The organism is Streptomyces sp. NPDC059851 (assembly GCF_042732005.1).
Taxonomy (GTDB): Bacteria; Actinomycetota; Actinomycetes; order Streptomycetales; family Streptomycetaceae; genus Streptomyces.
In genome coordinates this window covers 1-10,546 of the sequence record NZ_JBHWJJ010000200.1, presented here as the reverse complement: position 1 = coordinate 10,546, position 10,546 = coordinate 1, and the positions used below count along the sequence as shown (strand labels likewise).

General features: G+C 72.6%; 15 protein-coding genes. 5 read left to right on the top strand and 10 right to left on the bottom strand.

The features are described from left to right. Positions 1–9: 9 nt before the first annotated feature. Entirely contained in the window at positions 10–1,506 is a 1,497-nt protein-coding gene (locus ACFV7Q_RS36635) for a glycoside hydrolase family 6 protein (RefSeq protein ID WP_385435263.1), read from the bottom strand. Between the two features lie 356 nt (positions 1,507–1,862). Here ACFV7Q_RS36635 and ACFV7Q_RS36630 point away from each other — a divergent pair, with 356 nt between their 5' ends. After that, entirely contained in the window at positions 1,863–2,396 is a 534-nt protein-coding gene (locus ACFV7Q_RS36630) for a hypothetical protein (protein ID WP_385435264.1), read from the top strand. After that, a complete protein-coding gene (locus ACFV7Q_RS36625) occupies positions 2,318–2,611 on the top strand; it encodes a hypothetical protein (RefSeq protein ID WP_385435262.1) in 294 nt (97 codons plus the stop codon). Before ACFV7Q_RS36630 ends, ACFV7Q_RS36625 begins: the two co-directional genes overlap by 79 nt. On the opposite strand, the gene ACFV7Q_RS36620 is transcribed toward ACFV7Q_RS36625, so the two are convergent. From ACFV7Q_RS36620 to ACFV7Q_RS36610, 3 genes are all read right to left on the bottom strand, one after another. Then, entirely contained in the window at positions 2,596–2,838 is a 243-nt protein-coding gene (locus ACFV7Q_RS36620) for a hypothetical protein (protein WP_385435261.1), read from the bottom strand. The genes ACFV7Q_RS36625 and ACFV7Q_RS36620 overlap by 16 nt on opposite strands. 425 nt (positions 2,839–3,263) lie before the next feature. Then, complete coding sequence (locus tag ACFV7Q_RS36615; protein ID WP_385435260.1) at positions 3,264–3,803, bottom strand: hypothetical protein; 540 nt, start codon at positions 3,801–3,803, stop codon at positions 3,264–3,266. A 115-nt stretch (positions 3,804–3,918) separates the two neighbouring features. Further along, positions 3,919–4,827 carry a LysR family transcriptional regulator gene (locus tag ACFV7Q_RS36610; protein WP_385435259.1) on the bottom strand — a complete coding sequence of 303 codons (909 nt, stop codon included), beginning with the start codon at positions 4,825–4,827 and terminating at the stop codon, positions 3,919–3,921. Between the two features lie 121 nt (positions 4,828–4,948). Between ACFV7Q_RS36610 and ACFV7Q_RS36605 the strand changes: the two genes are divergently transcribed. Next, positions 4,949–5,662 carry a type 1 glutamine amidotransferase domain-containing protein gene (locus tag ACFV7Q_RS36605; protein WP_385435258.1) on the top strand — a complete coding sequence of 238 codons (714 nt, stop codon included), beginning with the start codon at positions 4,949–4,951 and terminating at the stop codon, positions 5,660–5,662. Between the two features lie 347 nt (positions 5,663–6,009). Here the strand turns inward: ACFV7Q_RS36605 and ACFV7Q_RS36600 are convergent, their stop codons facing one another. Further along, positions 6,010–6,789: an SDR family NAD(P)-dependent oxidoreductase gene (locus ACFV7Q_RS36600; protein ID WP_385435257.1), complete on the bottom strand. Its 780-nt coding sequence runs from the start codon at positions 6,787–6,789 to the stop codon at positions 6,010–6,012. Positions 6,790–6,906: 117 nt separating this feature from the next. Next, the gene (locus ACFV7Q_RS36595) at positions 6,907–7,536 is read right to left on the bottom strand and encodes a hypothetical protein (RefSeq protein ID WP_385435256.1); all 630 of its coding nucleotides are present in this window, start codon (positions 7,534–7,536) and stop codon (positions 6,907–6,909) included. A 303-nt stretch (positions 7,537–7,839) separates the two neighbouring features. On the opposite strand from ACFV7Q_RS36595, the gene ACFV7Q_RS36590 reads away from it, so the two are divergent. Next, the gene (locus ACFV7Q_RS36590) at positions 7,840–8,184 is read left to right on the top strand and encodes a hypothetical protein (RefSeq protein ID WP_385435255.1); all 345 of its coding nucleotides are present in this window, start codon (positions 7,840–7,842) and stop codon (positions 8,182–8,184) included. Positions 8,185–8,347: 163 nt separating this feature from the next. Here the strand turns inward: ACFV7Q_RS36590 and ACFV7Q_RS36585 are convergent, their stop codons facing one another. Further along, complete coding sequence (locus ACFV7Q_RS36585; protein WP_385435254.1) at positions 8,348–8,494, bottom strand: hypothetical protein; 147 nt, start codon at positions 8,492–8,494, stop codon at positions 8,348–8,350. Positions 8,495–8,717: 223 nt separating this feature from the next. Between ACFV7Q_RS36585 and ACFV7Q_RS36580 the strand changes: the two genes are divergently transcribed. Beyond that, positions 8,718–8,927, top strand: a complete 210-nt coding sequence (locus ACFV7Q_RS36580) for a hypothetical protein (RefSeq protein WP_385435253.1) — start codon at positions 8,718–8,720, stop codon at positions 8,925–8,927. 166 nt (positions 8,928–9,093) lie between these two features. Here the strand turns inward: ACFV7Q_RS36580 and ACFV7Q_RS36575 are convergent, their stop codons facing one another. The 3 genes from ACFV7Q_RS36575 to ACFV7Q_RS36565 all read right to left on the bottom strand — a co-directional run. Next, positions 9,094–9,408 carry a hypothetical protein gene (locus tag ACFV7Q_RS36575; protein WP_385435252.1) on the bottom strand — a complete coding sequence of 105 codons (315 nt, stop codon included), beginning with the start codon at positions 9,406–9,408 and terminating at the stop codon, positions 9,094–9,096. A gap of 188 nt (positions 9,409–9,596) precedes the next feature. Then, positions 9,597–9,959, bottom strand: a complete 363-nt coding sequence (locus ACFV7Q_RS36570) for a hypothetical protein (RefSeq protein WP_385435250.1) — start codon at positions 9,957–9,959, stop codon at positions 9,597–9,599. Next, positions 9,956–10,546 (bottom strand): hypothetical protein (locus tag ACFV7Q_RS36565; protein ID WP_385435249.1); only part of this gene is annotated, 591 nt, incomplete at its 5' end. The genes ACFV7Q_RS36570 and ACFV7Q_RS36565, both read right to left, overlap by 4 nt.

Sequence of the window (10,546 nt, the reverse complement as noted above, 5' to 3'; positions counted from 1 at the left end):
GCCCTACCCTCAGCGGCCGTCGATCAGTGCTTCGGCCAGCGCAGGCGAGAACGTGCCCGCCGGCGGCGATCCCGCCGGGCACTGGGAGGAGTTGCCGTCCGAGTCGCCCGGGTTCTTGATCCACAGCTGGTAGTCCGCGCCACCGGCGCTGCCGGCCCGGGAGGTCGCACCGAGCTTGCGCTTGGGCGGGTTGCAGAATCCGACGTGGCCGCTGCTCGGGGAACCGGGGACGACATAGCCGCCGTTGCCGTTGCGGGCGGTGTCGACCACCCAGCGGCTGGTCACGCCGAAGTCGGTCTTCAGCTGGGCCGCCAGGCGCTTGGCGTAGTCGTCGGCGACGGCCGTGTCGTCGAAGTTGGCCACATTGACCGAGACCCCGCGTGCCGTGGCGACACCCGAGCGGTTGAGCAGGTACGCCATCTTCTTGAGGCCTATGCCCTGCGTGCCGCTCAGGTCCGGACCGAGCGTCCAGGTCGCGTTACCGGCGTCGAGGTACGTCTGTACGAACTTGCCCTGCTGCTGCAGGCGCTGGGTGGCGTACCGCAGCATGTCGAAGCGCTGCTCGGCGGCGCCCTTCATGCACGCGTCGTCCGAGGACTGGGCCACGGCGTCCGGCTCCAGCACGACGATAGCCGGGCGGCCCGCGATGCCCTGGGCGAACTTGTCGATCCAGGCCTTGTACAGGTCCGGGGAGCCGGCACCGCCGGAGGAGGCGCCGCCGCAGTCCCGGCCGGGGATGTTGTAGGCGACCAGGACCGGCACACGGCCCTGTGCCGCGGCGGCGCCCACGTAGTGGGACACCTCGGCCTGGATGCCGGTCGCGGGATTGCGGTCGGCGTCCCAGTCCCCGAACCACTTCACCGTGTTGTGGTCCGCGACGGCTGCCTTGATCTTCGCGGAGCGGGGGTCACTCGGGTTGTTCTTGACCCAGGTCGCGGCGTTGTTGGCCGGGTCGACGTAGAAGCCCTCGCGGGCCGTGGACGTGGTCAGCGAGACGTTGTCGATGACGACGTCCGTCTTCACGGGCTGACCGCCCAGCTGGAAGGTGACGGCTCCGGTGGTGGTGTCGATTCCGGAGGTGAACGTCCAGGTGAAGCGCTTGGAGACCGTCGTCAGGTCGACGGTCCGGTCCAGCGCCGCGGTGTAGGGCGCGTCACCGAGCTGCGCCGTCGTGCGCATCTTCGCCGGCGCGGAGGCCTTGGCGTCGAAGGACAGCGTGTACGTGGCCCCGGGGCGGAGCCGGATGTCGTCCTGGCCGACCATGGCGTCCCACAGGTTGCCCGTCCCGCCGTTGACGGTCGCGACGAGCGCGCCGCCGGCGGCGGCCACGGAGGCACCGGAGGACCACCAGCCGGTGGTGCCGGCGGCGAACGTGCCGTTGTTCGCCAACTCGCCGTACAGCGGCTGCGGGTCAGCGGCTGAGGCGGACGGGGCGGTGGACGTCAGGAGAGCGGCGGCCAGCACGGGACTGGCGGCCACCCGGAGCAGTCTGCGTGTCGCGATCATACGGAGCGGTCCTTTTCGGTCGTGATGGGCCGGCCGGTACGGCGCAGGGGGCGGGCGCACCCGGGTGGGGGTCCCTCCCTCTCGTGCGGTTGATCGGCAAGCGCACGGACCCGGACTCCATGATCACCTGACTGTTGATCACGAAGCGACCCAAAAGCCCGGGACGAGACACAAACGACCTGTGGCACACCCCGGTTCGGTCCGGACGCACGTCCGCGGGCGGCAAGGCGGCGTGGTGACCGGAGGTCGACGGGGCACCGCCGCCGCGCCAGTTCTGCACCGGGCGGCCCGCACCAGCATCGACGCGCCCACGGCCACGGGGTTGCGCCGGAGGGGGCTGCGCTCGGGACGGTGTGATGCAGGTCTCACGGCCTTCCGCGCGCGCGGACGCAGGTGTCACCGATCTCGCACATGCCGCCCTGGCCGCCCGGGACGGCTGGGCTGCGAGCGGCTCCGGCACCACCGGCGGGCAGGCCGCCGACGCGGCGCACGACGTCACCGTCACCACACGGGCCGAACTGGTCAAGGCGCTGCGCGCGGGCCCGTCCGGCGCACCGAGGGTCATCCGGGTGAAGGGCCGGATCGACGCCAACACCGACGACCGGGGCCGCCCCTTGGGCTGCGCCGACTACGCCAAGAGCAGGGGCCATGCGCTCAGCGCCTACCTCAAGGCGTACGACCCTGCGGTGTGGGGACGGTCCAAGCTGCCGGCCGGCGCGCAGGAGTCGGCCCGGGCGGCGGCGCAGGCGAAGCAGGCCGAGCGGGTCGTCATCACGGCGCCGTCGAACCGTCGAACACCACCATCGTCGGCGTGCCCGGTACCGACGCGGGCATCAACGGCGGTAGCCTCCTGGTGCAGAAGGCGGACAACGTCATCATCCGCAACCTGACCTTCGCCGACACCCGTGACTGCTTCCCGCAGTGGCACCCCACGGACGGCTCCGAGGGCAACTGGAACTCCGCGTACGACGCCGTCACCCTGCCGGCATCGACGCACGTGTGGGTCGACCACAACACGTTCACCGACAGCCCGCACAGCCACCGACGACGCCTCGCGCCCGTGCGCCAGCGGCCCCCTGACCGCCGCCGTCACTCGTACACGTAGAGCGCGTAACCGCGGGCGCCGACGAAGACGCAACCGTGCTCGCCGATGACTTGGGACCCGGCGTCGAAGCACTCCTCCAGGGTGCCGTAGAAGCCGACCAGGACGGGGCCGGACGCGGCGTGCGAGGCGGAGGTGGCCTCGGCGACGGCCGTCCCTCCGACAAGGGCCGCCGCGGCGGCCAAGGCGACGAGGGCGGAACGCAGGCGGAACGCGCAGGTACGGGACACGGCGACTCCTCGGGTCGTGTCAGCCGGATGCGCACGACGGCATCCGGCTGACCCATCACACCTGACTCCGACCCCGCCCGACCACCTAGGAACCGGCCGTTCCCGCCGTGCCGGACTGGAGCACGATCGGTGAAGCCGTGCCGCTCGTTGAGGACCTGCTCCCGCTGGTAGGGCCACAGGGCGAAGGCCGGGGTCCATACGTCGGCGTTGAGCGGCACCAGCTGCCCGCTGCCGAAGTACCGCCAGACCGCCGAGGGAGAACAGCGGAGGCCCGTGCGCGGCGTCCGACTCCATGGCTTCCTCGGTGAACGGCGCCAGCAGATCGTCGGGCCCGCTCAGACCGAACAAGCCACCGTACCGCGGCAGACCCACTCGCCGTGGCTATCCGGCAACCGGTGGCGACCCCTGGCTGACCCCGTGCCCGGCTAGCCCCCGCAGCCCATGGGGGAGCCGTCGGGCGCCGCCTCGGCGGACAGCGAGAACCAGGTCCGGGGCCCTGTACCGGCGGCCCGCGGTACCGGCTCCACTCCGTACCATTCACGGAGCTGTTCCGGTGTGTGGAAGGCGAGGGTGATGCTCGGCTGCCGGACGGACTCGAAGCAGAAGACGGCCGTCCGGCCGTCCGGTCCCAGGTCGAGGTCTTGTACGGGACGCCATCCGGCAGTTGCCGCTTCCCGACCGTAGTACTCCAGCACCTCCGTACGACTTCCGTCGTGCACGTACAGCCGCTCCGCGGACAGCCAGGCGCCTGCCGTGTCGTCGACGCAGTGGGCCTCGGCCCCCGTCCCGGCGCTCACGGGCGTGGCCCGCACCGGACGCAGATCCAGCACCGGCAGTGCCGCCAGCTCGGTCAGGGCCGCATCGGTGCCTTCGCACGTCGCGCTCGGGGCGAGGAAGGAGCAGCCGCTCAGCGTGGTCCCGAAGAGCAGGACCGCGCAGACGAGGGGAAGTCGAGGCATGTTCATGGCGGGAGTATGAACCACGGGTTCCGCACGCCGTCGGGCCCCGTCCGCCGGGGCGGCCGAGGACGGGTGGTCGGGTGCCGACCCGGAACGGCCGCGCCCGCCGCCGGCCGTCCGCCTACAGCACGTCCCACTCGCGGGAGCGTTCGGTCAGGTGCCGGTGCACCCCTGCCACGGCAGGGTTGGCCAGGCCGCCGACGCGGGTCGCGAGGTAGAGGGTGTTGAGCGGACGCACCTGCGGGTGGTGCAGCACCTCCACCGAGCCGGAAGCGAGTGCGGGTTCGGCGAGGTAGCGGGGCAGGACCGACACCCCGGCTCCGGCGACCACGGCGGCGAGAACCGCGCGCAGGTCGGGGACGGTGACCGCGACCGGGTTGGGTGGACGGCGGCCGAACTCGCTGCGCCAGTAGCGGCGGACGATGGGCAGCTCTTCCCCGTACGCGACCAGCGGCAGGTGTGACAGCGCCTTGAGCGGCTCGGTGGTGAGCCGGTCGGGGTCGACCGTGCGGGCGAGGCCGGGTGGGCCCACAAGTACGAACTCCTCGTCGGCGAGGGGCGTGGCCACCACGTTCTTCAGCTGCGGGCGCACCGCCGAGACCACCAGGTCGACACGTGCGGCGGTGAGTGCCGCGAGCAGGTCCTCCGCGAGGCCGAGAGTGATGTCCAGCCTTAGGCCACGGGCGGTCAGCGGGGCGAGTACGGGCACGATGCGCGCCGCCACCAGGTCCGAGGCGCCGGCGAGGCGCACCGTGCCCCGGTAGGCCGCCCGGTCCTCGCCGGGGGCGGCGAGGGCGTGCCGGAGCTCGTCGATGTGGGTGCCGACCCGCCGTGCCAGGTCGTAGGCGCGCTCGGTGGGGACCACACCCCGGCGGGACCGGATGAAGAGGGGCTCACCGAGCTGCTCCTCCAGGCGGGCGAGCTGTCCGCTGGCAGCGGGCTGGGACAGGCCCCGCCGGTCCGCGGCGGCGGTGATCGACCCGCTCCGGTAGATCTCCAGGAAGGTGGACAGCAGGTCGAGGTCCGGCACGCAACCCTCTTTCCATAAGAAAACTGATGACAGGAGCCAGTTTAGTGGAGGAATTCCGCGGACCGGGGGGTTGGATAGGACGCAGAACGACCGCGAGAGAGAATCGGAAAGAAGGTCCGCCATGGCAAAGGTCCTCATGGTCCTCACCGGCGCCGACAGCCTCACCCTGGCCGACGGCACGAGCCACCCCACCGGCTACTGGGCCGAGGAGGTCGTCGCCTCGCACCGGGTGCTGCGTGCGGCCGGTCACGAGGTCGACCTCGCCACCCCCGGGGGCGTACGGCCCACCGTCGACGAGATCAGCCTCGACGAGCGCGGCGGCGTGGAGAAGGCCGCGGGCGAGGAGTTCCGCGCCTACCTGGACTCCCTGGCCGACCAGCTCGGCGAGCCCCTCACGCTCGCCGACGTCACGGCCGCCGACTACGACGCCGTCTACATCCCCGGCGGGCACGGTCCGATGGAGGACCTGGCACGTGACCGGGACCTCGGTCGTCTGGTCTCCGACACCGACCGCAGCGGGAAGATCGTCGCGGCACTGTGCCACGGCCCCGCGGCCCTGCTCAGCGCGACCGGCGAGGACGGCGCCTTCACCTTCGCCGGCCGCAAGCTGACCGTCTTCACCGACGAGGAGGAACGGCAGGGAGGACTCAAGGAGGCGGCGCCGTACTTCACGGAGAGCAAGCTCCGCGACCTCGGCGCCGTCGTCGAGGGCGGTCCTGCCTGGACGAGCAAGGTCGTGGTCGACGGCAACCTCATCACCGGCCAGAACCCCCAGTCCAGCGTCGACACCGCCCACCAGGTGGTAGAGGCCCTCAAGGCCCGCGGCGCAGCCTGAAGGAAGGGGCAGCCGAGCTGCCGACCCTCCGGACCACCCGGACCCTGACCCCGCACTCGGCACACGTCCCGGCCCCACCGGCCGGACGAGGAGGACCCCGGTGGCCACACCGCCGGGGTCCGCCCGCCCCAGCAGGGACTCGCGCGGGGCCTCGGGCGACCGTGGCGCGGCGGCGGTCCTGCTCCGCCTGGCTCCCGTCCCTCGGCCGCGGGCCGCGCCCTCCCGGCGACGCGACGCCGGCCTCGGGGACGGTGCCGGCCCCGGCGGCTTGCCGGTGCAAGTGCACTCTGCGACAAGGCCGTCGGGCCCGTGGTGCGCAGATGGTGCCACGTCACATGGTGTCGCGTTCAGTGAACGGAAAACCCGCCGTCGACGAAGATCGCCTGGCCGGTGATGTAGCCGGAGGCGCTGCTGGCGAGGAACACCGCCGCTCCGGCGAAGTCGTCGGCCAGGCCGTTGCGTCCGACCAGCGTACGCGCGGCCAGCGCCGCCACCTTCTCCGGGTCGGACGACAGCCGTGCGTTGAGCGGGGTCATGACGAAGCCGGGCACCAGAGTGTTGCAGGTGACGCCGTGTGGCGACCACGCCTCGGCCTGGGAGCGGGCCAGGGACTCCAGCGCCCCCTTGGACACTCCGTAGGCTCCGCTCTGGACGAACGCCCGGTGCGCCTGCTGGGAGCTGATGTGGATGATCCGTCCGAAGCCCCGCTCGGCCATGCCGGGCCCGAACCGCTGGCCCAACAGGTAGGGCGCCTCCAGGTTCACCGCCATCGTGGCGTCCCACACATCCTCGCCCAGCCCGCCCATCGGCGGCCGCAGGTTGATCCCCGCGCTGTTGACGAGGACGTCCGGCTCGCCGAACACCTCGGCTGCCTGCTCCGCCGCCGCGCGCACCCCGTCGCGGGTGCTGAGGTCGGCGCTCACCCAGGCCGTCCGGCAGCCCTCCGATGCCAGTTCGTCGACAGCGGCGGCCAGTTCCGCCTCCTTGCGCGCCACGAGCACCACGCTGGCCCCCGCTCGTGCGAGAGCGCCGGAGACGGCTCGTCCGATGCCGGAGCTTCCGCCCGTCACCACGGCGACCCGGCCGTCCAGCGAGAACAGTTCTGAGAGATAGCGGTCAGCAATCATGCCCGCAGCCTAGGCGGCGGTGCCCGGCCGGACGCCCGGGAACGATCGAATGCGGTGGCGCAGGACCCGGAACCGAAGGCTGTGGTGAAGCGCGGGTTCAGTCCGCCCGTCATCCGCTCAGGGAGCGGCGTGGGGCTGCGGGGGTTCGGCGTGGCCGAACGGCGGCAGGGCCTTGAACGAGGGGTGCAGCGTCACCGTGGGCACGATCCGGTCCAGCGCGGCCCGGACCAGGGTCAACGGATGGTCGGGGAACCGAGCGTCCCACTGCTCCAGGTCTCCGACGTGGTAGGGCAGTCCGCCGGCGATGTCCGGCCCGTACGGGTGCGGTGTGAAGAAGCGCTCCGGGCCGACTTCGGCCAGCAGCACGGCCTCCCTCATCCCCGTGAACGCGCCCTCCGCGGCTTGGACCTTGACGACCGTGCTGCACCCGGCCCGCGGGACGGTCCACGAGGCCAGGAAGGCCTGCCCGCGCCTGTTCTGCAGCGGTACCTTGACGAGTTGACGGACCGCCGGGAGCGTGTCCACCCGGCCGACCACCGCCTCGATGAGGCCCGCACCGGCTGCGGAGACGGAGCTGGCCAGTCCGTACCGGAGCCGGTCGGACGCCTCGAGCGGCGCGGGCAGGTCCGGTACGAGACCGAAGAAGTGGACCGAGAGGACCAGCCCCCGTGCGTCGGTCCACACCCCCGGCTCCCGCTCGGTGAAACCGCTGAGGTCCATGCTGGTGATCGGCGTCGGCGTCAACATGCCCCACATCATCTCCCGCCCCGGCCGACCCGCCGCGCCCGGCCCTGCGCCTGCTCCCGCGCCCGGGCCCGTGCCCGGCACGGCAGCCGGCGCCGCGGCCGCTGCTGCGCCCAGCGGGCCGACGGCCCCAACTCGCCCGAACGCGCAAGTAGACGTCGAAGCGCGGCGCACGGCACTCCAGCGGCAGACGGCGGCCCGCGCGGACTCGGGCCACATCAAGAACGGCCCGGCGACGGGGTGAGTCCTTCACAGCCGCACGCGTGCCGCACCGGAGCAGTGCCGTTCCTGCGCGAACGTGGTGCCATGGTGATGTGGATCCGCACGTACGACGAGGCCTTGGACTTATGGCGGTACTTCGAAGGTGACGATGAGGGGTGGGTCCTCCGGCAAGTGGACGTGCGGGGCGATGACGGCACCCCGGTGACCGCCGCGTCCCTGGAAGAGGTCCTCCGGTACCAGGAGCGCGCGGACATCGCCACGATGAGCCGGTACGAGCAGCGGTACGGCCTCGTTTCCGAGGGCAAGCTCATCGGATGGGAGGAGGCGCCGCGCGCCGGCGCGATCTCGGCCGACGAGTTCGAGAGGGTCTGGCTGGACGCCAGGCTGACCCTGGGTGCCACGGCCCCGCGCCGGGGCACGCACGAATGACGCCCGGGTCTGCTCGACGTCGGCGGACTCTGACGGTAGTCGTCGGTGATCACGGCCGTGCGAGGCCCCAGCCGTAGCCCAGCGGCTCTGGCGGCCGGGGGCCGAACGGAGCGGCGTGTCATCCGCGGGCGGGGTGCGCCGGGTGCCGTTCCCCTCTGCCGTGTCAGCGCTTGCCGCGGAGTCGGCCGAGCAGTCGGCGTGCCTGCTCCTGCTTGCGCGGGTCGGAAGCCGCGCGGCGCACGGAAGCGATCGTCCGCTGCCCCTGGGGGCTGCGGCTGAACTGCTTGATCTTTGCGAGTAGTCCGGACACGAATCCTCCTGGTGTCATCCGTCGTGACGCTACGTGTGCCCGGACACGGACTGCTGAAACGGCGGCGTCCAGCTGCCGGTCCTCCGAGGGGAGCCGGCACGAGCAGCGGGCGGGCGTCGTGCCCCCGGTCGGAGGCGTTCGGTTTGTGGCCCCGCGCCCGATGTGGGGACATGTTGGGGGCGGCACGGCTGTGCCGCGTTCTCGTCGGTGGAAGGGACTGAGGATGAGTGATCCGCAGGGCAAGGCACGCAAGGACGAGCTCAACAGGCAACGCGAGGACGAGCTGAAACGGGAGCGGAAGGGCGGGCCGAGCAGGCAGGAAGAGGAGGAGTACGAGGGAGGACAGGCGGCGAGTCCCGAGCCGGACAGCGGCAAGAGCTCGCGCGGGGGTCGGAAAGGTGACCGTTCCGCCGAGCGGAGACACCCGCACTGATCCGATGCACGGCCGGCCGCGACCCTTACGGTGTACGGCCGGCCGCGACCCGGCGGTGCCGGGGAGCCGGGCGGGGGCTCCCGCTCGGCGTCCCACGGGGATCCGGCGCCGGGTCGTTGCCGCTGGGGATACGGCCGCCAGCAACGGGACGGCCGGGCGGTTCCGCTCAGACCTCGTGACCGTGGGCGGCGAGCCACCGGTGCACCGCAGCCTTGTCGGCGACGCTGATGCGCGCCGGCCCCGCGGGGGACGGTCCCTCGTCCTCGTTGAACCCCGTGTCGGTGACGCGCGCGGTCACCCAGTCGGCGAGTTCCCGGGCCGCGTCGTCGGTGAGGCGACGGTGACGCTGCCGCCAGTCCTTGGCCGCCTCGGCGGCGGTGGGGGAGCCGTTGCGTTCTGCCTCCGCCAGCCACACCGGCACGAGGCGCTCGACGACCTGCTCGTCGTCCGACGGTGTCGCGGCATTGGTTGAGTCGTTCATGATGACAAGGTGACCGCCGGACGGGCGCCGCAACCGTTTCTCACCCGAGCGGCTCCGTGAACCGGCGCGGAGCACACGGCAGCACCGACGCGCAGCCGGCCCGGTGAGCGCCACGACGTCCGGGTGGCACGGCCCCCGCCCGCTCGAACGCACCGGCGACCGCACGACCGCAGTGATCACCTGCGAAATCACACGGTGCGGGTGACGGTGACCAGGACGGCGACGCCTCCCGCTGCGTGGTGCGGGTCGAGGCAGGCGGTGACTGCGGCCCGCACGTTTTCGCGCAGCTGCCGGGCGACGTCGACCACCCGGTGGTCAGCGTGCAGAACGCAACGCACTTCCACGTGCCATCCGCCTTCCGGCGTGTGGTCGCAATGGATGCCCGCCGCCTCCGGCGGCGAGGTCGTTCCTTCGACCCGCGCATGCTGGACGCGGGAGGCTGCGCGGGCCAGCCGGGCGGCGAGCGACGGCTGGAGGGCGGCCACGCCGGGAACGGCGAGGGCCGCCCGGGCCGCGGCCCCTTGGACGTCCTTGCGGTCGGCCGCGGTCATCGTTCGCTCAGCCCGAACCGCGGGCCACCCGGCACGTGGGGGAGCTCCAGCACGGTGCTGATCTCAAGGTCCACGGCTGTGACGGCGAGGCCGAGGACGCGGTCGGCTGCGCGGAGGACGGCTCGGCGTACCTCTTCGGCCCGCTCCAGCAACGGCCGGTCGAGCGTTACCGCGATCGTGATGGCGACGACGTGGTCGGCGCGGCCCTCCTGGGCGGGCGTGAGGCGGCAGCTTGCAGCGCGCGTGCCGGCGACGCTGTCGGCGGCTTGGCGCAGCACCTTGGCGGCGGCGCTCTCGGCGATGCGAAGGTCGTGACCGGGGTCGTCCAGCAGCAGCATGGCGCCGAGCCGCACCTCGGCCCGAACGGCGTTGATGACCCGGTTGACGAGCCCCTGGCTGTCGGGCTGCTCCTCGGCGCGCAGCGCACGCGTGGCCCGGTCCAGGCCCGCCAGCCCCTCGACGGCTTCACGGCAGTAGGGGCACTGGGCGGTGTGCGGATCCGCCGCGCTGACCGGGTCGCGGGGGGGGTTCCACGGCCCGGCCCGGGGGGGGCGGCCGGGGCGCCACGCAGCGCCCGCCGGGGACAA